A 24131-nucleotide genomic window follows, 5' to 3' on the forward strand; every position below is an offset into this window, starting at 1 on the left:
GTGCCGCACCTTTAGGGACCTCTATTCGCTAATGCCGGTTCCTGCTTATGCCCCACGCCTACCAGTTTCATCCGCAATTGATTTTGCGGACTCCCACGCGCCCATTCGACGAGCACATTGCTGAAGCGACCCTTACCCGCCTGCTACACGACGACCATTTTATGGAAGCCCTCTACCTGGCCTCGCCGGTACTGTGGGCAGAGTGCCAGAAGTGGCAGCAGGGCGAGCTAACCGATATCCGACGGCTCGATAAGCTCCGCCGTTCCCTCAGCCGCTACTACGTACGGGCCACTACTCGCTGCACCCCGTTTGGGTTGTTTGCCGGGTGCGCGGTAGTGCAGTGGGGCGCTACTACTAAGCTCATCGCCGCGCCCGAAAAGGCGGGCCGCCACACGCGCCTCGACATGCATTACCTGTGTGCGCTGGCGCAGCAGCTAGCCGCCCATGAGGCCATCCGGCCGCAGCTGCGCTACTGGCCCAACAGCAGTCTCTACCTCACGGGAGGCGCATTTCGCTACCTCGAATACTACTATCTCAACGGGGCGCGCGTGAATCAACTAAGTGCCCTGGAAGCCAGCCCTTACCTGCTGCGGGTACTAACGGCCGCGCAGAACGGCCAGTCCTATACCGAGCTGGTCGCCCTGCTGCTGGATGATGATGATGATGATGCGACCGACCCTGCCGAAGCCACGCAGTTTGTGGAGGAGCTGATTGATAGCCAGGTACTGGTGCACGAACTGGAGCCCACGGTTACGGGTGAGGAGTTCTTCTACCGCATCCAGGCCGTGCTTAATCGGGTGCAGCAAACGAAGGCCAGTCCCGAGCTGGCCGCTATTATCGACTTGCTGGAGGTGGTACGGCAACAGGTGCAGGCCCTGGACCAGGCCGCCGTTAATTCTCCGGCCAGCTATGAAGCCATTGCGACGCTGCTGGCCCCCCTGGGCATAGAGGCAGATGCCAGCAAGCTATTTCAGATTGATACCATCGTGGGCATGGCACCGGAGCCAACGCTGGCCGCCACGCTGCAAACAGAGCTCCTGGAGGCCTTGCGCGTACTATCACACCTCACTGCCCCGCCCACCAATCCCCGCCTCGATGACTTTCGCCGACGCTTCTACGCCCGCTACGAAGACCGCGAAGTAGCATTGGTAGAAGCGCTTGACAACGAACGGGGCTTGTCATACACCGACTACGGCAGCAGTACCTACTCCCCGCTGACGCACGACTTGACCCTGCCCAAAACCGCCGCTTCGGGCACCGCCCCGGCGCTAAGCGAGGTGCAGCAATTTATGCGTCAGAAGCTGTGGCAGGCCCAGCAGCAGCAGGCGTACAGCCTCAGTATTACCGAAGCCGAGCTAAAAGGCTTTGCCCCGGCGGGCCAGCCGTTGCCGCCTTCGCTGGCCGTTGTATTCCGCCTGCTTGCTGACGGGCGTATTTTGCTGGAGAGCGCCGCCGGCTCCAGCGCCGTCAACCTGCTGGGGCGCTTCGCGCACGCCGAGCCGGCCATCGAGCAGCTGGTGCGCGAGGTAACCGCGCAGGAGCAACAGCAGAACCCGAACGTTGCATTTGCCGAAATATGTCACCTGCCCGCCAGCCGGGTTGGCAATGTGTTGCTGCGCCACAGCTTCCGGGCCCTCGAAATCCCCTACCTGGCGCAGTCGGCCCTGCCTGTTACGGAGCAGGTAATGGTGCAGGACATGCTTATCTCGGTGAAAGGAGGGCAGTTGGTCCTGCGCTCGCGCAAAACCAACCAGACCATCATTCCCCGGCTGAGCACAGCGCATAATTTCTCGGGCGAGGCGCTACCGATGTACCAGTTTTTGTGCGACCTACAGACCCAGGGCCTCCAACCCCGGTTAGGTTTCAGCTGGCAGTCAATCGCCGCCGGAGCGCGGTTCCTGCCCCGGCTCAACTACCAAAATGTAGTACTGGAGCCGGCTTCCTGGTATTTCGAGTCGGCCGATGTACAAACCTTGCTAACCAGTACAGCCATCTCTTTTACAGATATCTGGCAAAAATTTCGCAAACAGTGGCAGCTACCGCGCTTGTTTGTGCTCGTCGAGGGGGATAACGAGCTGCTGATTGATGCCGACAATGACTTGTTGGTCCGAATCTGGCTCGATGCCATCCGGAAGCTGAGTAATTTCCGGCTGAAGGAGTTTTTAGGGAATCCGGCGGCCAGCCCTGTCCACGATGCTACCGGCAGGCCCTACGCCCAGCAGTTCATTGGGCTGCTGGTACACCAGCACGCCAGCTACCCGGCCCCGGCGCCCAAACAAAAGTTACCTGAAACAACCGTGCAGCGAGCGTTTATCCTCGGCACGGAATGGCTCTACTACAAGCTATACTGCGGCCAAAAGATTGCCGACCAGGTGCTGCTCACCATCATTCACCCGTTAACGCAGGAGTTGCTGGCCCAGGGCCTCATCGACAATTGGTTTTTTATCCGCTATTCCGACCCCGACAATCACCTGCGCGTACGCTTCCACCTCCCGCAGCCCCAGCAAATTGGCCACGTCATTCAGCGCATTCAAGCCTACCTGGCCCCTCTGAGCGCCGATGGCTCCATTTGGAAAATCCAGACCGAGACCTACCAGCGGGAGCTGGAACGCTACGGCCCCAGCGCCATAGCGCTCACCGAAGCCTTATTCGGCTACCAAAGCACTGCCCTCCTGCATATGCTACTCGCTACCGAGCAGCAGCCCGATACGGCGCCCGATAATTGGCTGTGGGGGCTGGGGGCCATCGAAGAGCTCCTCAATGCCTTCGGGTATTGCCTGGCCCAAAAGGTGCTGCTGCTGGAAAGCATGCGGGATACCTTCGCCCGCGAATTCGCTCTGGATAAGGACTTAAAGCTGCAGCTTGCCACTAAGTACCGCAATGCTCGCCCGGCAATTCAGCAGGCTCTGGCACAGGCAGCAACCACGGCGCTGCCGGCGGCGCTAGTCGCCATCGCCCAACAAATCAACACGCTGGCAGCTGAAGGCCGCCTGGTAGTGGCCAAAAACCAGCTCATGAGCTCCTACCTGCATATGTTGCTCAATCGGCTGATTCCGGCCGAGGCAAGGCTGCATGAGCTGGTGCTTTACGATTTTCTGTATCGGCACTACGCTGCCCTGCAGGCTATGCAAAAACGGCCATAGCTTATTTCTTCCCGCCCATCATTTTCTGGTTCAAGGCTTCAAAAAAGGCGCTGCGGTAGGTATCGCCCAGCGGAACGTAGGCTTTCATATCGGTAAACAGAATCTGGTTGCCATCAATGGCTTTGATTTTATTGATGGATACGATGTACGATTTATGGACCCGCATAAACTGCCGGGCCGGCAACCGCTCTTCTAAATCCTTGATATTTAAAAGTGTAACAACCTGGTCTTCTTTCGTATTGATGGACAAATAATTCTTCATCCCTTCGATATACATGATGTCGGCAAAATTAACCTTCATCATTTTTCCCTTACTCTCTGTTTTGACAAAGATGTAGTCGTCTTCTTTTTCGGCGGGTTGCCAGCGCGCCGAAGGTTCGATATTGGCATTCAGGGCTTTCTGGGCTGCTTTCAAAAATCGTTCGAAGGCGATAGGCTTGAGCAGGTAGTCCAGCGCCTCCAGCTCAAATCCTTTCACGGCAAACTCGCTATAAGCTGTCGTCAGAATAACCTTGGTGCGGCCCTTGATGAGCGGCATAAAGTCAAGCCCTGAAATTTGCGGCATGTGAATATCCAGGAACACCAGGTCAATTGTCTGGTTTTCGATGATACTAAGTGCCTCAATGGGACTCGAAGTAGTACCCTCCAAATTCAAAAACGGGGTCTTCTCGATGAAAGTGCTCAGGATATCAATGGCACCTTGCTCATCATCTATAATTAAACAAGAAAGCATAGGCTGGCAGTGTATTCGAAGGGAAACGGTGCAGGTGACGGTGAAAGATAGCGGATTTTTTATATTGTCCGTCCCGCCAGCAGTAATCCAATTATAAAATCACTTATTTTCATGATTTTAAACTATTTACAAAGCAGCGTTATTTTTTAATATTCGATTTATCAGGTATTCTTGTTTCGTGCGCCTGCCCTTAAAACACCGAAGGCCAATGCCGGGCCGCTACGCGTGGGTAGCGCCGGCAATTGGGCCCGACTGCTGGGGCGCAGCTGTTTCCGGAGTTGCTGCCCGAGCCGGCCCGGTTTGCGGCCGGCAGCGTGTGGCTGGTATAGCCCCTATCAAAAAACGTCATGCTGAACGCCGCTATTGCGGCGTTCAGCATGACGTTCACACTTTTGGCTAACCCTTGTTCTGACGCTGCTAGGGCACGACAACGATTTTGCCGGTCGTGTGGTGAGATTCAATCTGCTTGAGGGCTTCCTGCACCTCTGCTAGCGGGTACGTTTCAGCAATTTTCACCGTCAATTTACCGGCATCGGCCAGCTGGCGCAGCTCGTCCAGCTGCTGGGTATTGGGCTCCACAAAAACGTAGTGGAAGTTGATGCTGGCATCCAGCCCCTGGCCGTTGTGCAGGATGGAAACCAGCGTACCACCGGGTTTCAGGGCCGGCAGGCTCTGGGTAAGCGTATCGCCGCTGATGCAGTCGAAAATCAGGTCGACACCGGCGGGCACAAGGGCTTTCACGGCATCACCCACGCTTCCATTGCGATAGTCAACCGTGAAATCAGCACCCAGCTCCTTCATGTAGGCGAAGTTGGGCTCGCTGGCTACCGCCACTACCGTTGTGCCCCGGTCTTTGGCCAGCTGAATGGCGAAACCGCCCACCCCGCCCGAAGCTCCGAGAATCAGGACCGTTTGGCCCGCCTGCAGCTGGCCGGCGTCAAACAGCGACTGGTAGGCCGTGAGCCCCGCCAGCGGAATACCGGCCGCCTGCTCCCAGCTCAGGCTACCGGGCCGCAGGGCCAGGTAGCTTTCGGGCACCACCATGTACTCGGCAAAAGTGCCGTGCTGCACCGTGGGACGACGAATGTAGCCATACACCCCCGTGCCAACAGCAAAGCGGCGGGCCCCGTGGCCGCGCTCCTCTACCACCCCGGCCATATCCCAGCCCGGCACAACAGGGAACTCAGCCGGTAGCATCTGCTGTAAATAGCCCTCCCGAATCAGCGAATCGACGGGATTGACCCCGGCCGCCTTCACGCGCAGCAGCACTTCCCCTTCCTTTACTTCGGGCAGGTCCAGGTTACCGACTTGAATTTTATCCACCCCACCGAATTCGGTGTAGAAGGCGGCTTTCGTTTGTTTTGCCATAATTGAAAATTGCTCCCTGGAAGAAATTGCTCCTTGGAATGGGTGACTTAACTCCCACGGGCAGGCGTAGGTTTTGCACGGCCAGCGAACCATTTTGCGTTTCGGCTGTATATTCGTTCAACGCTGCTATCCAGAAAGACCGAGGGACCGGGCCCGATGACGTCTTGGCAACCTACCTAGAGTAGGTGCCAACTCCCGTTTCACTATTTTTTTGGTGAAAGAAGATGACAGCCGGAACCGTGCCTCGCCGCATGGGTTTCTTTCTGGATACGCGCTTACGTAGCCCTATCGAACAGAAAGAAATGCCCACTGCCACTCTCGCCGCCCCCTCCCCTCTTCCCGAAATCCTGCGCCAGCGCCTGCTGATTCTCGACGGCGCCATGGGCACCATGATTCAGCGCCACCCGCTCACGGAGGAGGACTTCCGGGGTGCCCGTTTCGCCGACCATCCCAAGCCGTTGCGCGGCAACAACGACCTGCTGAGCCTGACGCGGCCCGACATCATCAAAGGCATTCACGCTGAGTACTTCGCGGCCGGGGCCGACATGGTGGAAACCAACACTTTCAGCGGCACCACCATTGCGCAGGCCGACTACGGCCTGGAGCACGTGGTTTATGAGCTGAACTACGAGTCGGCCCGCCTGGCCCGCGAGGCGGCCGACGAATACAGCACGCCCGAGCGCCCGCGCTTCGTGGCCGGGGCCGTGGGCCCCACCAACCGCACCGCCTCGCTCTCGCCCGACGTGAACCGGCCCGGCTACCGCGCCGTGACGTTTGATGAGCTAGCCACCGCCTACCTGGAGCAGGTGCACGGCCTCGTGGACGGTGGCGTGGACACGCTCCTCATCGAAACCATTTTCGATACGCTGAACGCCAAGGCAGCCCTCTACGCCGTGCAGAAGTTCTTCGACGAGGGCGGCCGCGTGGTGCCCATCATGATTTCGGGCACCATCACCGATGCCTCCGGCCGCACGCTAAGCGGCCAGACGGTGGAGGCTTTCTGGAACAGCATCCGCCACCTGCCGCTGCTGAGCGTGGGCCTGAACTGCGCCCTCGGCGCCGACCAGCTCCGCCAGTACGTGCAGGAGCTGAGCCGCATTTCCGACGTGCACATCTCGGCCTACCCCAACGCCGGCCTGCCCAACGCCTTTGGCGGCTACGACGAATCGGCCCAGGAATTTGCCAGCTTAGTAGAGGAGTATTTGAAAGAAGGCATCGTGACGGTGGTGGGCGGCTGCTGCGGCACCACGCCCCAGCACATTGCCGAGCTGAGCCGACTGGCCGAGCGGTACAAGCCGCGCCAGCTGCCGGCCGAAATTGCCGTCGCCACGCACCTCAGCGGCCTCGAGCCGTTCGCCATCAAGCCCGAAAGCCTGTTTGTGAACGTGGGCGAGCGCTGCAACGTGACCGGCTCCCGCGCCTTCGCTCGCCTAATTCGCACCGGTGCCTATGAAGAAGCGCTGGCCGTGGCCCGCGTGCAGGTGGAAGAAGGGGCCCAGGTGCTCGACGTGAACATGGACGAAGGCATGCTCGACTCGGAGCAGGCCATGACCACCTTCCTGCACCTAATCGCCTCGGAGCCAGACATTGCGCGGGTGCCGGTGATGATTGACTCCTCGAAGTGGAGCGTGCTGGAAGCCGGCCTGAAATGCGTACAGGGTAAGAGCATCGTGAACTCGATTTCGCTGAAAGAGGGCGAGGAATTATTCCTGCAGCGGGCCCGCACCGTGCGCCAGTACGGGGCCGCCATGGTGGTGATGGCCTTCGACGAAGACGGTCAGGCCGATTCGCTGGAACGCCGCAAGGAAATCTGCCAGCGCAGCTACGACCTGCTGATGAGCATCGATTTCCCGCCCACCGACATCATTTTCGACCCCAACATCCTCATCGTCGGCACCGGCATGGAGGAGCACCGCAACTACGCCGTCGACTTCATCGAGTCGGTGCGCTGGATTAAAGCCAACCTGCCCGGGGCCCTCACCAGCGGCGGGGTGTCGAACATTTCGTTCTCGTTCCGCGGCAACGATGCGGTGCGCGAGGCCATGCACACGGCCTTCCTCTACCACGCCATCCGGGCCGGGCTCGACATGGGCATTGTGAACCCCGGCCAGCTCGGGGTGTACGATGAGATTGAGCCCACCCTGCTGGCCCTGGCCGAAGACGTGCTGTTGAACCGCCGCGCCGACGCCACTGAGCGCCTGCTCGAATTTGCCGACACGGTGAAGCAGAAGGGCAAAGTGGAAGTGGTGGCCGACGCCTGGCGCAGCCTGCCGGTGCAGGAGCGCCTGGCGCACGCGCTGGTGAAGGGCATTACCGAGTTTATCGACGAGGATACCGAGGCCGCCCGCCTGGAGCTGGCACGGCCCCTGAACGTGATTGAGGGCCCGCTGATGGCCGGCATGAACGTGGTAGGCGACCTGTTCGGGGCCGGCAAGATGTTCCTGCCGCAGGTGGTGAAATCGGCCCGCGTGATGAAGAAAGCGGTGGCCTATCTGGAGCCGTATTTGCTGGCCGACAAGCAGGGCGGCGACCGCCAGACGGCCGGCAAAATCCTGATGGCCACCGTGAAAGGCGACGTGCACGACATCGGCAAGAACATTGTGGGCGTGGTGCTAGCCTGCAACAACTTCGACATCATCGACCTCGGCGTGATGGTGCCGCTGGAGAAAATTCTAGATGAAGCCCAGAAGCAGCAGGTGGACGTGATTGGCCTGTCGGGCCTCATCACGCCCTCGCTCGATGAGATGGTGTACGTGGCCCAGGCCATGGAAAAGCGCGGCCTGAAAATCCCCCTGCTCATTGGTGGGGCCACCACTTCGCGGCTACACACGGCCGTGAAAATTGCGCCGTCCTACAGCGGCCCGGTGGTACACGTGAACGACGCTTCGCGCTCGGTGGGCGTGGCGGCCGGCCTGCTCGGCTCGAGCGAGCGCGCCTACGCCCAAACCGTGGCCGACGACTACGCCGCCCTGCGTGCCGATTACGCCAGCCGCCAGCGCGACAAAAGCTACTTAAGTATCGAGGCTGCCCGCGCCAACGGCGTGAAATCGGACTGGAACACGGTTTCGATTACTAAGCCCACTTTCCTGGGCACCAAAGTACTGGAAGACTACGACCTGGCCGAGCTGGCCCGCTATATCGACTGGACGCCCTTCTTCCACACCTGGGAGCTGAAAGGGCGCTACCCGCGCATTCTGGAAGATGCCACGCTGGGCGAGGCGGCCACCAAGCTGTTTGCCGATGCGCAGGCCATGCTCACCAAAATCATTGATGAGAAATTGCTCACGGCCCGCGCCGTGCTGGGCTTCTGGCCGGTCAATACCAAGGGCTCCGACACCATCGAAATCTACGCGGATGATACCCGCGACGCGGTAGCCACCGAGTTTTTCACCCTGCGCCAGCAGGGAGAGAAAGGCCCCAGCATCCCCAACATCGCCTTTTCCGACTTCCTGGCCCCCAAAGAATCGGGCCGCGCCGACTACATGGGCGGTTTCGCCGTGACGGCCGGCATCGGCATCGAGAAGCTGATTGAGCAGTTCGACGCCGACCATGACGACTACTCCAGCATCATGGTGAAAGCCCTGGCCGACCGCCTGGCCGAGGCCTTCGCCGAGCGCCTGCACGAGCGGGTGCGCCGCGAGTTCTGGGGTTACGCGCCCGACGAGCACCTGAGCAGCGAGGACCTGGTGCAGGAGAAATACCGCGGCGTGCGCCCCGCCCCCGGCTATCCCGGCTGCCCCGACCACACCGAGAAAATCACCCTGTTCCAACTGCTCGACGCGGGTGCCAAAACCGGCATCACGCTCACTGAGAACCTGGCCATGTACCCGGCCTCATCGGTGAGCGGCATGTACTACGCCCACCCCGACTCGCGCTACTTCGGCCTGGGCCGCATTGGCAAGGACCAGGTGGCGGATATCGCGCAGCGCAAAGGCATGGAACTGCCGGAGCTGGAGCGCTGGCTGATGCCGAATTTGAACTACGAACCGAAGGCTTAGCTGTTAGCTCTAGTTCTCAAAATCCCGACCCCAAAAGCTAATAGCTAACGGCTAGCTCATATAATGAAAGTTACTGACCACCTGGCCCAGGCCAACGGCAAAACCCTTTTTTCCTTTGAGGTGCTGCCGCCCAAAAAGGGCGAGAACATCCACACGCTATTCTCGAATATCGAGCCATTGATGGAGTTCAAGCCGCCGTTTATCGACGTGACGTATCACCGCGAAGAGTACGTGTACCGCCACCACCCCAACGGCCTGCTGGAGAAGAAGACCGTGCGCCGCCGCCCCGGCACCGTGGGCATTTGCGCGGCCATCAAAAACCGGTTTGATGTGGACACAGTGCCGCACCTCATCTGCGGCGGTTTCACGAAGGAGGAAACCGAGAATGCGCTGATTGACCTGCATTTTCTGGGCATCGACTCCATTCTGGCCCTGCGCGGCGACCCCATTAAGAGCGAGGGCGTGTTCAAGCCCGAGCCCGATGGCCACGCCTACGCCTGCGACCTCATCGGCCAGGTGGCCAACCTGAACAAGGGCGAGTACCTGGATGAGGAACAGGATGATACCTGGGCCACCAACTTCTGCATCGGTACGGCCGGCTACCCCGAAAAGCATTTCGAGGCCCCCAATTATGCCTCCGATATCCGCTTCCTGAAGCATAAGGTGGACCGAGGCGCCGAATACATCGTGACCCAGATGTTTTTCGACAACGAGGAGTTTTTCAAGTTTGAGCGGAAGTGTCGCGACGCGGGCATCAACGTGCCCATCATTCCGGGGCTGAAGCCGCTCACCACCAAAAGCCAACTCACGATGCTGCCGAGGACCTTTTTCCTCAACATTCCGGAAATCTTGTCGGAGGCCATCAGCCAGTGCCGCGACAACGAGGCGGCCCGCGCCATCGGCATCGAGTGGTGCCTCAACCAGAGCCGCGAGCTGATGGCCCACGGCGTGCCCTGCCTGCACTATTACTCCATGGGCAAGTCGGAAAGCATCCGGCGCATTGCGGCCGAGCTATTTTAAACCGGCCGCCGCCGGTGCCGCTACCTTCTGCCCGTTTAGCCGTAGAAGGCGAGGCCACGTTGGCCTTTTCAAGCCCAAAAATGCCTATGCAACGACTATTTGATGGTTTTAATGCAAACCGCCGTCTACGCTTTTTCCCGGCGGCGGCACTGGCGGCCCTTTTGCTGACCGGCTGCGACTCGACGCCCAATGAGCGCCGGGCCGTGGCCCGCAACGCCGGCCGTGAACTGGATGACGTGGCCAGCAAAGCCGCCCACAAGCTGGCCCGCGTGGGCAAAGCCGCGGCCACCTACGATGCCACCAACCGCGCCCGCCGCGCCCGGCCCCTCGACCCGCGCCAGCAGATGGCCATGGAAGCCAAGCTGCTGGGCCCCTACAACGGCCAAATCAACGCCCTCACGCCCCAGGACCTGCCCGCCGCCTATGGCCAGCTGGTGCGCGAGGCCCGCACCCAGCGCGCCACCTGGACCGACCGCGACTGGGACTACGCCCGCGCCGTGTACCAACGCCTGAACGACCAGCTGAAGCAGGTGCGCATGGACATGCCCGCCCGTGATGAAGTACGGGTGCGTGCCCGCCAGGCTGAGTTCGTTAGCCTCCAAGCCGGCCACGCCATGAACGGCATCGACGCCGCTACCCGGCAGCAAAAATAAGTTAAGCGTTGAAAATCAGGAGTTAAGAGTTAACTGGCTTTTATCACAAGCCGCTTAATCAACTCTTAACTCCTAACTTTCAACTCTTAACTTCCCTCCCGTGTCCAGCCCCGATTCCGTCGTTTTTCTCGAATCCTTCTACGAGCCGATGGCGGCCAACCTGGCCCGCACCCGGTTGGAAGCGGCGGGTATTCCGTGCTTCCTCAGCAATGAGAATCTGGTGTCCATTATGCCGCTGTACAGCCCGATTACGGGCGGCGTGCGGCTGCACGTGCGGCAAAGCGACGCGGAGGCCGCGCTCGAAATTCTGCACGATGAGGCCGTGCCCCGGGCCACGGACCCGGACATTGCCTCCTTCGCCGCCGATGCGCCCGACCCCGTAACACCGCGCTGCCCGCGTTGCGGGTCGTCGGATGTAGCCTATGGCCCGGCTACGCGCAATACGTATGGGTTCTGGTCGGGGCTGCTATCGGTACTGCTGCGGTTTCCGGTGCGCGGCAAGCGGTTTCACTGCTTTCATTGCGGCGATGAGTTTAAGTAGGCGGCCCGGCAGCGCCTGATTTAACCCTGAGGGCCGCCAACAATAAGGCGTGGGAATCACCGTTGTTGCCGCATGACTAGCGTACACCAAAGGGGGCCTGGGCGGCCGCTATTGCTTGCTAACGTATTGCTGCTGGCGTGGTGGCTGCCGGGTGCACCCGCGTGGGCGCAGGCACCTCTCCCGACGGGCAGCGGCCTGAAAGGCGATTACTACGAAGGGACGAATTTCGAAAAGTTCGTTTTGACCCGCCGCGATACCACCATCAACTTCAACTGGGGCCAGCAGCCGCCCGCGCCGGGCCTCGGGGCCGAGCTGTTTTCGGTGCGCTGGACGGGCTGGCTAGTGCCCCCGACCAGCGGCAAATACCTTTTTCATGTGACCGTGGACGACGGCATTCGGCTGTGGCTGAACGACCAGCTGATTATAAACGAGTGGCGCGGGCAGCCTCTGAGCAACTACACCACCGCCGTGGAGCTGCGGGCCGGCGAGCCCTACCGCCTGCGGGTCGATTATTGCCAATACAGCATGGATACCCGCGTTTTTGTTACCTGGGAGCCACCTGGCCCCCGGGCGGCGCAGGCTCCCTCGTCGTGGCGCAACCTGTGGGGCCTCGCGGCTGAAACGCCCAAGCCGGAGCCCATTCCGACGAGCTTTCTGTATGCCAATAACCCCCGGCCGGCCGCAGCACCGACGCCGCCCAAGTCACAGCCGCTGCCACCGCTTTCCGGCATCAGACCCACGGTAGCCGCCCGGCCGCGCACTACCCCGGTACCCGCAGCCGCCCCGCCTCCCCAGCCGCGGGTGGCGGCGCGGCCGGCACGCCGCCCGATGCTGCCACCACCCCAAGCTACCGCGCCGCCAGCGCCCGAAGCCCTGGTATTGCGGGCCGACTCGGGCGGCACCGCGCAGCTGGCGCGCCTGGCCGTGGGTGAAGCCGTGACGCTGCCCGAGCTTCATTTCGAGCAGGGCACAGCCCGGCTGCTGCCGCCTGCCCGCGCCGCCCTCGACACACTGGCCGCCATGCTGCAAAAAAGCGCCGGCCTGCGCCTCGAAGTGCAGGGCCACACCGACAACGTGGGCAACGCCGACTTGAACCGCCAGCTCTCGCAGCAGCGGGCCGAGGCCGTATGCCGCTACCTCACGGCCCACGGCGTGCACACGGCCCAGCTACGACCGGTGGGCTACGGCGGCACCCAGCCCGTAGCCGACAACGCCGACCCCGTCCAGCGCCCCCGCAACCGCCGCGTGGTACTACGCCGGCTGTAGCTCCGCCTTCCCCCATCGTGCTCAAAACCCGTATGCGTTCGGATTGCAGCTGCCAACTTCCCCGGTGCGTTCGTATTGCAACCGCCTCTATCCGTCGTTCATACTATTTGCCACTCACCTGTTGCGCTCGCTTCGCCGCCACTGGCCCAACTACTTGGTAGAGGCGGCCGGGCTGGTAGCTTTTCTCGTTTTTTCGAGCGTAGCGGCCGTAGTGTGCCACCACCCTAATTCGGCGGTGGCACGGGCGCTGGGACCCCACGAATGGGTGCAGCGCATTGGGGTAGGGCTGATAGTGGGCAGCCTGGTGGCGGCCATGGCCTACTCGCCCTGGGGCAAGCGCTCGGGAGCGCACTTCAACCCGGCCGTGACACTGGGCTTCTGGCAGCTGGGCCATATCCGGACGGCCGATGCCATTTGGTACGTAGTGGCGCAGTTTGCGGGGGCATTGGTGGCCGGCGTGGCTATCTTCTGGCTGATGGCCCCGTGGTTTGGTCACCCGGATGTGCACTACAACACCACCCGCCCGCCCGCGGGAGCCTACGGCTGGGTGATTGCGCTGGGGGCCGAAATCCTGCCCGCTCAATGGGCAGCGCCATACCCGCCGGGAGCAGCCCGAGCTTGTGGCTGTATTTTCTGGGGCCGCTGACCGCTACTTGGGTCACGGCCGCCGTGTACGGACGCTGGCGGCAGCGGCGGCACCCAACAGCATACCCACCGGTGTGCCCAGATTATTCTGCTGAGTAGCAATTGGCGCAGAGTGGGTTGAAAAAAGCTGCTGGGCCGCGTGGGCCGATGTCGCTCAGCGGTTGCTGCACCAGCCATCTAGGCTACCGGCTGGGGTCCGGCATTAGCCATTTTTCCTTTTTTCGCGTAAGCAGAGGCACACTATTTCCACGCTGCCATGCCCGCCAAAAAGACTGATTCCGCCAAAGCCCCGGTTAAAAAAGCCGCCCCCGCCAAAGCCGAGAGCCGCCCCACGGCCAAGGATATGAAGGCCGCCGCCCAAAAGCTACCTTATCCGGCCAAACAGGCCGACATGAAACTGCAGCCCGATTCGGACCTGGCCAACTACAAGGCCGCCGGCAAGCTGAAGGACAAAGTCGCCATCATCACCGGGGCCGATTCCGGCATTGGCCGAGCCGTGGCCATTGCCTTCGCCAAAGAAGGCGCGCACGTGGCCATCGTCTTCAACGAAAACGTGGAGGATGCCGAAAAAACCAAACAAATGATTGAGAAGGAGAAGCGCAAGTGCCTGCTGCTGCAGATGGACGTGCGCGACCCCGAACAGTGCAAGCAGGCCGTGCGCCGCACCATGGCCGAGCTGGGCGGGCTGAACATTCTGGTGAACAACGCCGCGTTCCAGATGAGCCAGGCGAAGTTTGAGGACATCTCAGAGGAGCAAATTCGCCGCACCTTCGACACAAATATCCTGGGCTACATCTGGATGGCGCAGGCTACGATTCCGCACCTGAAGAAGGACGACTGCATCATCAACACGGGCAGTATTGTGGGCATCACGGGCATCCCCATTCTGGTGGATTATGCCTGCTCGAAGGCCGGTATTCATGCCCTTACCAAGTCGCTGGCGCTGTATCTGGGCGAGAAAGGCATTCGAGTGAACTGCGTGGTGCCCGGCCCGGTCTGGACGCCTAACATTCCCGGTACCATGCCCATCGAAGAAATCGCCAAATTCGGCCACGAGGTCGCCCTCAAGCGCCCTGGCCAGCCCGAGGAGCTGGCTCCCGCCTACGTGCTGCTGGCCTCCCAAGACGGCTCCTTCATGACCGGCAGCCTCGTGCACGTAACCGGCGGCAAGCTCAGCAGCGACGAGTAGCGCTGGGATGAATTCAGAACGGTCATGTCGAGCGCAGCCGAGACATCCCGCGTGGGGTAGTAATCAATGTCGTTGAACGACTGGATTACCTGACCACGCGGGATGTCTCGGCTGCGCTCGACATGACCGTCCTTGTTGGTCGTCACACAGCCAGCTATAGCTATTTAGCAAAGTTTTCACGCCACGATTAGTCAACCACCGAAGCAGCCGATTACCTTGCTGCTTTATACGCATTTTCAAGGGGTTAGACCCCTTGGTAGCGGTATTTTCTATTTTCTTCTTTCACATCAATTCCCACTTTTACATGGCCGATAATTCCTCTTCTTTGCTCGACCGCAGCCGCACCATTGCGGGGCCGGGCTACAACCGCTGGCTGGTGCCACCGGCGGCGCTGGCCATTCACCTGGCCATCGGGCAGGTGTATGCGTTCAGCGTTTTCAAAAAGCCCCTCGGGGCGCTCATCAGCGGCAACGTGGATGCGCCCGCCCCCACCGACTGGACGCCGGGCCAGATTGGCTGGATTTTCTCCATTGCCATTGTGCTGCTGGGTTTGTCGGCGGCCATATTTGGCAAGTGGCTGGAGCGCGTGGGCCCGCGCAAGGCCATGATGGCGGCCGCACTCTGCTTCGGCGGCGGTTTCCTGATCGGCGCGCTCGGCATTCACCTGCACAGCCTCGTGCTGCTGTACCTGGGCTACGGTGTGCTGGGCGGCATTGGCCTGGGCCTAGGCTACATTTCGCCGGTGAGCACGCTCATTAAGTGGTTCCCGGACCGCAAAGGTGTGGCTACGGGCATGGCCATTATGGGCTTTGGCGGCGGTGCCATGATTGCCTCGCCCCTTGCGGTAGCACTCATGGCGCACTTTAAGAGCACCGGCACGCTGGGCGTAGCAGCTACGTTTATCACGCTGGGTATCATCTACTTCCTGTTCATGCAGTTTGGGGTGTGGTCCATCCGGGTTCCGGCCGACGACTGGGCTCCGGCTGGCTACGTGCCCAATGCTGAGCACAGCGCCCTGATTACCAGCGGCAACGTATCGGCCGACAACGCTATCAAAACGCCGCAGTTCTGGCTGCTGTGGGTGGTGCTGATGACCAACGTGACGGCCGGTATCGGCGTGCTCGAAACGGCTTCGCCGCTTATTCAGGACACTTTTTCGAAGGCAGCAATGGGCGGAGGTAAGTTTGTGACGGCGGCCGCAGCGGCTGGTTTCGTGGGCCTGCTCAGTATGTTCAACCTGCTGGGTCGCTTCTTCTGGTCGTCGGCTTCAGATAAGCTGGGCCGGAAGGTGACGTACGCCATCTACTTTGCGCTCGGCATTGCGCTGTACCTGCTAATCCCCACGCTGGGCCACAACCTGCAGCTCACGCTGTACGTGATAGTTGCCTGCGTGATTATCAGCATGTACGGCGGCGGTTTCGCTACCATTCCGGCGTATCTGTCCGACCTGTTTGGCAAATACCAGGTGGGTGCTATTCACGGGCGGCTGCTCACGGCCTGGAGCACGGCCGGCGTGGTCGGCCCGCTCATCGTCAACTATTTGTCTGAGGGCCGCAAAGCAAAGTTCGCGGAGCTTACTAATAAGCTAACTGGGCCCGACCTACAAACATTTCTTGTCAATCACCCAGATATCAAAGCAATGGGTGGTTCGTACATATACCAGCCCGTATTCTACACCATGGCGGGCGTGCTGGTGGTAGGCCTGTTGGCCAACTTCGCGGTAACGGCCGTGAACGAGAAATACTTCGAAAAAGGCCCCGTTACGCCCCAGGGCGGCGGGCACTAAGCCATTCTCCCCTTCTAAATCCGACTTTGATATGAATCCACAACCCAACAACCTCGGCACTCCGGCAGCCGAAACGAGCTCGACCGGCGCGCTGGTGATTGCCTGGCTTTTTGTGGGCATCCCCCTGGCCTGGGGCGTGTCGCAAACCTTTATTAAGGCACTGACGCTGTTTCAATAGCGGCGGTGTTATAACAGATTATTAAGCAGCCGGCCCAGTGGGTCGGCTGCTTTTTTGTGCACGAAATTGCCAACACTAGCCCCCAAGCCACTTACCTTCCCACCATGAAAGCCCTCCTGCCCCTTGTCCTGCTCACGCTCCTCGCCGCCACGCCAGCCGCGCCTCCCACGCAACGGGTACGCCAGTTCCGGCAGGCACACGAGCGGGAGCTATTGGCGGAGTTCGGGCAATTGGTGGCCATCTCCAACGTGGCGGCCGATTCGGCGGGGCTGCGGCGTACGGCGCAGTTCATTCAGGGCATGATGCGGCGGCGCGGCATTGCCACCGAGCTGCTGGCCGCGCCCACACCGGGCGTGCCGCCGGTGGTGTTTGGCGAAGTGCGCGTGCCGGGCGCTACCCGCACCGTCATTTTTTATGCCCACTACGACGGCCAGCCCGTGAACCCCGCGCAGTGGGGCTACGGCCTGCAGCCCTTCCGACCGCAGCTGGCCACCGGCCCGCTCGACCGGGGCGGACAGCTGACCGAGCTACCCGCCGCCGGCCAGCCGCTCAATCCCGATTGGCGACTCTACGCCCGTAGCGCCTCCGACGACAAGGCGGGCGTGATGGCCATTCTGACCGGCTACGAGGCCCTGAAAGCCAGCAAGCTCAAGCCCAACATCAACATCAAATTCTTCTTTGAGGGCGAAGAAGAACGGAGCTCACCGCACCTGGCCGAGATTCTGGCCAAGCATAAGGCCCGGCTGGCTTCTGATGTGTGGGTGATTTGCGATGGGCCGGTGCATCAGTCGGGCCGCAAGCAGGTGGTATTTGGGGCGCGGGGCGATGTGAACATGCGCCTGACGGTGTATGGCCCACGCCGGCCGCTGCACAGCGGCCACTATGGCAACTGGGCCCCCAACCCCGGCCTGGCCCTGGCTCGCCTGCTGGCCTCGATGGAAGACAGTACCGGCCGGGTGCGCGTGGCGGGCTTCTATGATGACGTGACGCCGCTGAGCCCGGCCGAAAAAGCCGCCCTGGCCCAGGTGCCCAATCTCGACGAAACCATCCGGCAGGAGCTGGGCTTTGCGCGGCCATATGGCACGGGCCAAACGCTGGTGGAGCTGCTCAATCAGCCTTCGCTCAACATCAACGGCATGCAGAGCGCCAACGTGGGCCCGGCCGCCGCCAACGTGATTCCGACCAGCGCTGCCGCCGTGCTCGACCTGCGCCTGGTGCCCGGCAACGATGCCCAGCGCCAGGTGCAAAAAGTGGTGCGCCACATCGAAGCGCAGGGCTACCACGTGCTCAGCGCCGAGCCCACCGACGCCGAGCGCGCCCAGTACCCGCTGCTGGTGAAGGTGCAGGCCGAGCCCGGCTACAATGCCCAGCGCACCCGCCTCGACCTGCCCATTGCCCGCCAGATTATCGCGGCCGTGCAAACCACTACCACCGACCCCGTGGTGGTGCTGCCCACCATGGGCGGCAGCCTGCCGCTCTACGTGTTCGAGCAGCAGCTGCAGGCCCAGACCATCACGGTGCCGGTGGCCAACTACGACAACAACCAACACGCCGAAAACGAGAATATTCGCCTCGGCAACCTCTGGGAGGGCCTTGAAACGATGGCCGCGATTATGCAGCTGAAGTAGCCCGCGCGGTATTAACCGCGGATGCGGGGACGTGGCGGCCAGGAAATTTCGGCCTCGGCCATCAGCCCCGGGAAGATTTTGTCCGTAAGCAGTTATCGAGGGGGCTGGCAGTGCCGGCCTCGTTTCTGACTTACGTTCGCCTATGTCCGCTCCCACTTATCCGTCTGGCACCGTACGCGCCTTGCTCGCTACACCGCACGTTTCCGATGCCACCCGTACCGCCCTGCAGGCCCGCCTCGATGCCCCGGTTGCCTACGAGCCGCAGTTTCTGGCCCCCGAAACGTTCGCCCTGCTCGAAGCCGTAGCCGCCCGCCTCTTCCCCCAGCCCGACCGGCCCGATAGCCCCATTGCCATGGCCCCCGGCGTGGACCAACGCCTCACCGAAGGACGCGCCGACGGCTGGCGCTACGATGCCCTCCCGCCCGACCGCGAAGCCTACCGGCTGGGCTTGGGCGGCATTCAGGAAATTGCCCAGGAACTGTTTCAGACCGATTTTATGGGGTTGAATGTCGAACAGCAGGATGCCGTAATCCAGGCGCTTGCCGGGGGCACCCCACCCGGCACTACCTGGGAAACCCTGGACGCCGGGCGCTTCTTCGAAGAAATGCTGGCCGAGCTCACCGAAACCTACTACGCCCACCCCCTGGCCCAGGAGGAAATCGGCTATGTCGGGATGGCCGACCTGCCCAAGTGGTCGAAAATCGGCCTCAATGAAAAAGAAGAAAGAGAGCCAAGCCTGTCATCCTGAGCTTGCGAAGGACCTTATCACGTTTGCAGCAGTTGAGATACTACTATTCGTTCAACGGTGATAAGGTCCTTCGCAAGCTCAGGATGACAGATTTTTTACCTCAATCCGAATTTACCTAACCCCATTATGCCCGACGAAGAAATCCTCGAAAAAGGCGTCCTCAATCCTGTGCAGCCCGAAATTCAGGACCCGCTGCTGCGGACCCTGCTGGCCGAGGAGCCCATAGCCACCAATACGCCGCAGGAACAGCCACAAGCAGTGGAGCCCGAAGCCGATGAAGTTGACTGCGTGGTGATTGGGCTGGGTGCGGGCGGCGCGCCACTGCTGGCCCGGCTGGCCCAGGCTGGCCTGAAGGTGGTGGCCCTGGAAGCTGGCCCCTGGCACAACCCCGAAACCGACTTCGCCACCGACGAAAAAGCGCAGGATTTCCTGTTCTGGAACGACGAGCGGCTGGCCGCCGGCGGCGACCCGCTGGCCATGGGCAAGAATAACTCCGGCACCGGCGTGGGCGGCTCTACGCTGCACTACACCGCCTACACCCCCCGCCCGCTGCCCGACGATTTGCACGTTCGGCGCGACTTTGGGCAGGGCGAGGACTGGCCGGTGAGCTACGAGGAGCTGGAGCCTTATTACAATGAAGTTGAGCGGTTTATCGGGGTATCCGGCCCCACCCCCTACCCTTGGGGGCCCGCCCGCAGCCAGGGCTACCCGCTGGCCCCGCTGCCGCTGAACAGCGCGGCCCAGCTGATGGTACGCGGTGCGGAGAAAATGGGAATCAAAACCTCGCCGGCGGCCAATGCGGCGCTCTCGGCGCGCTACTACCAGGAGGGCGTGGGCTGGCGCGAGGCCTGCACCAACCGCGGCTTCTGCCAGGCCGGCTGCTCCAACGGGGCGAAGTCGAGCATGGACGTGACGTTTATTCCGCTGGCGGTGAAGCACGGGGCCGACATCCGGCCCAACAGCTTCGTGACCGAGATTGAGCGCGATGCCCGGGGCTACGTGACAGGCGTGGTGTACACCCAGAACGGCGAGCAAAAGCGCCAGCGCTGCCGCCACCTGTTCCTCTGCGGTGGCTCGGTGGAAACCCCGCGCCTGCTGCTGCTCAATGAGCTGGCCCTCACAAGCGGGCAGGTGGGCCGCAACCTGATGGCCCACCCCGGCCTGCAGGTATGGGGCACGTTTGCCGATGAGGTGCGGCCCAATAAAGGAATTCCCGGCGGCCTGATTTCGCAGGACACCCACCGGCCGAAGGACGCCGACTTCATTGGCGGCTACCTGCTGCAAAGCATCGGCGTGATGCCCGTGACGTTTGCCGGGCAGGTGGCCCGGGGCCGCAAGCTGTGGGGCCAGCCCCTGCGCGACTACATGCGCAACTTCAACCACATTGCCGGCATCAATATTCTGGGCGACTGCCTGCCGCACGCCAACAATTTCCTGGAGCTGGCTGAGGAAAAAGACGCGCGTGGCCTACCCAAGCCCCGACTGCACTTCACGGCTCAGGAAAACGAGCACCGTATGAATGCCCACGCCGAGAAAATCATGCGCGGCATCTGGGAAGCCGCCGGCGCTACGGATATCTGGTCGTTTCAGCGCTATGCCCACGTTATTGGCACGGCCCGCATGGGCCGGAGCGGCGACGACGCGGTGGTGGACGCCAACGGCCGCGCCTTCGACGTGCCCAACCTCTACATCTCGGACAACTCAACCTTCCCGAGTGCGTTGAGTGTGAACCCGGCCCTGACCATCATGGCCCTGAGCCTGCGCACGGCGGACAAGTTTCTGGAGAGCCTGAAGTAGCAGCCAACTAAGAAATCAGGTACTTGAAAGAACGTCATGCAGAGCGAAGCGAAGCATCTCGCGTGCCACCGCTAATCCTTGACGCTTACAAAAATTGAGTTACTAACCCACGCGAGATGCCTCGGTTGCGCTCGGCATGACGTTCTGAATTTCAAAAAACCATGAAGTCTTTTCTCACAGAAATCAAAGACCATTTCGGCGATGGCAACTACGAGGGCGACCAGTTTGGTGGCGCGAGTGGACACAACGGCAATGGCCTGCCCACCGGCCTGCCCAATAATTTCATGTTCGCCACCGGCATCGAGTGCAGCTACCCGACCATCGACAATGGCAAAACCCGCCGCGACCTGCTGGCCGAATGCGACCACTACAACCGCTACAAAGAGGACCTGGCGCTGGTGAAGGAAATGGGCCTGAAGGTGCTGCGCTACGGCTTGCCCTACTACAAAATCCAGCTCAGTCCCGACAAATACGACTGGGAATTTGCGGATGCCGCGATGGCCGAAATCCGCCGCCTCGAAATCACACCGATTCTGGATTTAATGCACTTTGGCGTACCCGATTTCATTGGCAATTTCCAGAACCCCGAGTTGCCGGTGCATTTCACGGCCTACTGTGAGGAAGTGGCCAAACGCTACCCGTGGGTGCGCTACTACACACCCGTGAACGAGATTTACGTAACCGCCAAGCTGAGCGCCAAGGACGGCATCTGGAACGAGCAGCTGAAGTCGGACAAGGCTTTTGTGACGGCCCTGAAGCACCTGGTGGCCGCGAGCATCATGGGCACCCAAAGGATTGCCAAGCACCGGCCCGACTGCATCATCGTGCAGAGCGAGTCGGCGGAGTTTACCCACGAGCTGCGGGCCGAGCACACGCCCGAAGTGCAGCTCCAGAACAAGCTGCGCTTCGCCTCACTCGATTTGCTCTATGCCCACCACCCCGAGGGCGAAGTGGTTAATTACCTCTATGACAACGGCATGACCCGGCGGGAATACGACTGGTTTATGGCCGGCGAGCCCCCCGGATACCAGATAATGGGCAACGATTACTACGGCCGCAACGAGAAGATAATGCTGCCCGATGGCTCCATCCAAACCAGCATGGACGTACTGGGCTGGTACAACATCACCCGCGACTACTACCAGCGCTACAAAAAGCCGGTGATGCACACCGAAACCAACGTGTTTGATGCCAAAGAAGGCCCTACCTGGCTCTGGAAGCAGTGGGTGAACATCCTCAGAATGCGCAAGGAAGGCGTGCCCGTGCTCGGCTTCACCTGGTATTCGCTCATCGACCAGATTGACTGGGACAAGGGCCTGGCGCGCAAAGTGGGCACCGTGAACCCCTGCGGCCTCTTCGACCTCGACCGCAAGCCCCGCCCCGTGGCCGAGGCCTACAAAATGCTGCTCCAAGAATACGGCCAGATTACCATTGTACCTCACGGCGAGCTCTTTGAAATAACCTCCGCGCCCGCCACGCTGAAAGTGGAGGTGTAGTGCGGACGCCACAGTGGGGTATCAGAAAGCTTACGGCGGGCTAATGCTTTACCTCGATTGCCTGACGTACAGCCCGACCAGACGCATCTTGGTGCACCAAATAGTAAAGGCCATCGGGCAGCTTGCGTGTATCCAGCACGCGGGCCGTTTTCCCTTCCCGAACGGCCTGCCCATGGCCATCGTAAAAGGTGTAAGGGCCGGTAGCGGCCGGCAAGTTTATGCGCTCATCGACCGGGTTGGGGTAGGCCTCGGTAGCGGGTTGGGCGGCGGCATTCGAGCGCGACATCACACAAAACTGCCCGTTCTGGAAGCGGTATACTGATTACCAACTCTGGCTCGTGGGGAAGAAATCGCCACACGACGTGGAAACGCGTAGGCCAACATCAAGCCAGTCGCCGGTACCGGGCGAGGTTACCTGAATGGTCTGTCCCGAAGCGCTATAGGTGGCAGTAGCTCCTGTTTGGCCGTTGCGCTGGGTCACGGTCCAGTCGTAGGTATAGGTCGTGTTGGGAATATATCGGTAATCATTGATGCCAGCGGACAGCGCAAAGCTGGTATTAGCGCAGATTTCCGTATCGGTGTACGATGCATCGGGTACGATGCTGACGCTACTGCCCACTCCCACTATGCCCGTGCTGGTGCTGGCCGTGCAGCCGCTGCCATTGCTGCCTGTTGCTACCCCGATGGTAAAATCGCGGCTCAGAGCCGTGGCTGAAGAAGTGATATCCAAGAAAGGCAGTGTGGTAGTGGTGCTACCCTGCGGACTGAACGGGTACGGGATGCTCCAGGTATAGGAAGTGGCGCCGGGTGCCGGGTCTACCTGCACCCGAATGGTTTGCCCCAGACATGAGTTGGGAATGGGCTGCAGACTCACTGGTGCCATTTCGGCCCGTACCGTGACGGCAGTGGCCGCAACGACAACAATGGTGCTGGCACCGTTGCGCGTGTAGGTGGCCGTGAGGCCGATGCTGCCTGTGCCCGGCCCGGTAACGTATACGCCGGGCGTGTCCGAATTCAGGCAGCAAAACGAATGCACAATGCCACTCACCGAGAAAACATAATTGCTGAACGTGCCACCGCTGGGCACCCCCATACTCAGAGGCCGCACTTTTTCATTCTCAAGCTTTTCTCCGCAAAACAGGACAATTGGCCCACCCTGGGGAGTGCGGTTACTGGCGATGACGAGCGGCGGGGTAATGCAGTTGATATTCAATGTGCGTTCAGCACTCTTTGTGGGAACGTACCCTGCCTGTGCCCCTACCAAACATTCCGTGTCTACCGCCCGCACCCTTACCACCGGGGTGGCACCGCCCGCGCACGCCGAGGCTGGCGGCGTGACTTGAATGCGGTTGGGCGTGTTGTAGGTGGGGTAGCTAAACAAGCGTGGGGTGCCGTTGGAAATGCTGTTGTCGGGCCAGCTCCACCCCGAAGGTATCGTCCACTCATAGCCGTTGGCCGCGATGGTCGCATTGCGATTCGGGTCGTTGGCATTGCGCGGAATCGTTAGCAGTGGCACTTCCAGCGTCACTGCTGCCGTGCTGCCGTGCTGCCAAAGTCGATGTTGCCGCTCGTGCCGCCGTTCAACGTGAGTGCGCCCAACGGCTGATTGGTAATGGAGCGGATGTAGACGGTTAACGAAGGGGAACTCCCGTTAGCTGTTGTATTACCGCAGTTGGTGTAGGTTGTCCGCAATGTCGCGGTGCCACTTGGTACATCATTAAATGAAATCTGCATGAGGCCAGCCGTTGTCGGATTGGTCAGCAACGTATTGCCGCCCGCTACAGCCCAATTCACTGAACAGCCACTTGTGCTGGGAGAAGAGGCAGAAGAAAAGTTATACGTATTGTTCGGGCATAGAAACGTACCGTTGGCGTTTTAGAGCATAGTACTCTACCCTACTAAAAGTCAGGCAAGGCAAAAAAACGGGGCGGCCCGACCTTTG

The 24131-nt window shown here is 60.9% G+C and carries 18 protein-coding genes and 1 riboswitch; of the genes, 14 read left to right on the top strand and 4 right to left on the bottom strand.

Features of this window, described 5'->3' with window-relative positions; translation table 11 throughout:
• Positions 1–47: 47 nt before the first annotated feature.
• Positions 48–3143: a lantibiotic dehydratase gene (locus KQ659_RS18815; RefSeq protein ID WP_216690607.1), complete on the top strand. Its 3096-nt coding sequence runs from the start codon at positions 48–50 to the stop codon at positions 3141–3143.
• Between the two features lies 1 nt (position 3144).
• On the opposite strand, the gene KQ659_RS18820 is transcribed toward KQ659_RS18815, so the two are convergent.
• Both KQ659_RS18820 and KQ659_RS18825 read right to left on the bottom strand, forming a co-directional pair.
• Positions 3145–3876 (bottom strand): LytR/AlgR family response regulator transcription factor, encoded by a 732-nt coding sequence (locus KQ659_RS18820; RefSeq protein ID WP_216679672.1) that lies wholly within the window; start codon positions 3874–3876, stop codon positions 3145–3147.
• A 417-nt stretch (positions 3877–4293) separates the two neighbouring features.
• Entirely contained in the window at positions 4294–5244 is a 951-nt protein-coding gene (locus KQ659_RS18825; protein WP_216679671.1) for an NADP-dependent oxidoreductase, read from the bottom strand.
• A 123-nt stretch (positions 5245–5367) separates the two neighbouring features.
• Positions 5368–5475: riboswitch (SAM riboswitch) on the top strand.
• A 71-nt stretch (positions 5476–5546) separates the two neighbouring features.
• On the opposite strand from KQ659_RS18825, the gene metH reads away from it, so the two are divergent.
• From metH to KQ659_RS18890, 13 genes are all read left to right on the top strand, one after another.
• The gene (gene metH, locus KQ659_RS18830; protein WP_216685842.1) at positions 5547–9242 is read left to right on the top strand and encodes a methionine synthase; all 3696 of its coding nucleotides are present in this window, start codon (positions 5547–5549) and stop codon (positions 9240–9242) included.
• A 63-nt stretch (positions 9243–9305) separates the two neighbouring features.
• Positions 9306–10262: a methylenetetrahydrofolate reductase [NAD(P)H] gene (gene metF, locus KQ659_RS18835; RefSeq protein ID WP_216679669.1), complete on the top strand. Its 957-nt coding sequence runs from the start codon at positions 9306–9308 to the stop codon at positions 10260–10262.
• Between the two features lie 86 nt (positions 10263–10348).
• A complete protein-coding gene (locus KQ659_RS18840) occupies positions 10349–10915 on the top strand; it encodes a hypothetical protein (protein ID WP_216679668.1) in 567 nt (188 codons plus the stop codon).
• Between the two features lie 100 nt (positions 10916–11015).
• On the top strand, positions 11016–11456 hold the full coding sequence (locus KQ659_RS18845; RefSeq protein ID WP_216679667.1) for a putative signal transducing protein: 441 nt from the start codon (positions 11016–11018) through the stop codon (positions 11454–11456).
• A 111-nt stretch (positions 11457–11567) separates the two neighbouring features.
• Positions 11568–12722: a PA14 domain-containing protein gene (locus KQ659_RS18850; protein WP_216679666.1), complete on the top strand. Its 1155-nt coding sequence runs from the start codon at positions 11568–11570 to the stop codon at positions 12720–12722.
• 64 nt (positions 12723–12786) lie between these two features.
• Positions 12787–13368, top strand: a complete 582-nt coding sequence (locus KQ659_RS18855) for an aquaporin (protein ID WP_226930053.1) — start codon at positions 12787–12789, stop codon at positions 13366–13368.
• 255 nt (positions 13369–13623) lie between these two features.
• On the top strand, positions 13624–14556 hold the full coding sequence (locus KQ659_RS18860; RefSeq protein WP_216690605.1) for an SDR family oxidoreductase: 933 nt from the start codon (positions 13624–13626) through the stop codon (positions 14554–14556).
• A gap of 304 nt (positions 14557–14860) precedes the next feature.
• Positions 14861–16342 (top strand): L-lactate MFS transporter, encoded by a 1482-nt coding sequence (locus KQ659_RS18865; protein ID WP_216679663.1) that lies wholly within the window; start codon positions 14861–14863, stop codon positions 16340–16342.
• A gap of 31 nt (positions 16343–16373) precedes the next feature.
• Positions 16374–16520, top strand: coding sequence for an MFS transporter small subunit (locus KQ659_RS18870; protein WP_216679662.1), 147 nt, complete (start codon positions 16374–16376; stop codon positions 16518–16520).
• A gap of 104 nt (positions 16521–16624) precedes the next feature.
• A complete protein-coding gene (locus KQ659_RS18875; protein ID WP_216679661.1) occupies positions 16625–18148 on the top strand; it encodes a M20/M25/M40 family metallo-hydrolase in 1524 nt (507 codons plus the stop codon).
• A gap of 142 nt (positions 18149–18290) precedes the next feature.
• Complete coding sequence (locus KQ659_RS18880) at positions 18291–18896, top strand: gluconate 2-dehydrogenase subunit 3 family protein (RefSeq protein ID WP_216679660.1); 606 nt, start codon at positions 18291–18293, stop codon at positions 18894–18896.
• Between the two features lie 126 nt (positions 18897–19022).
• Positions 19023–20693: a GMC family oxidoreductase gene (locus KQ659_RS18885; protein ID WP_216679659.1), complete on the top strand. Its 1671-nt coding sequence runs from the start codon at positions 19023–19025 to the stop codon at positions 20691–20693.
• 161 nt (positions 20694–20854) lie between these two features.
• Positions 20855–22189: a family 1 glycosylhydrolase gene (locus tag KQ659_RS18890; RefSeq protein ID WP_216690604.1), complete on the top strand. Its 1335-nt coding sequence runs from the start codon at positions 20855–20857 to the stop codon at positions 22187–22189.
• A 40-nt stretch (positions 22190–22229) separates the two neighbouring features.
• Here KQ659_RS18890 and KQ659_RS18895 read toward each other — a convergent pair whose 3' ends face one another.
• Both KQ659_RS18895 and KQ659_RS18900 read right to left on the bottom strand, forming a co-directional pair.
• A complete protein-coding gene (locus KQ659_RS18895) occupies positions 22230–22475 on the bottom strand; it encodes a T9SS type A sorting domain-containing protein (protein WP_216679657.1) in 246 nt (81 codons plus the stop codon).
• Between the two features lie 36 nt (positions 22476–22511).
• Positions 22512–23705: a hypothetical protein gene (locus KQ659_RS18900; protein WP_216690603.1), complete on the bottom strand. Its 1194-nt coding sequence runs from the start codon at positions 23703–23705 to the stop codon at positions 22512–22514.
• Positions 23706–24131: the final 426 nt, after the last annotated feature.

The organism is Hymenobacter siberiensis, from assembly GCF_018967865.2.
GTDB classification, from domain to species: Bacteria; Bacteroidota; Bacteroidia; order Cytophagales; family Hymenobacteraceae; genus Hymenobacter; species Hymenobacter siberiensis.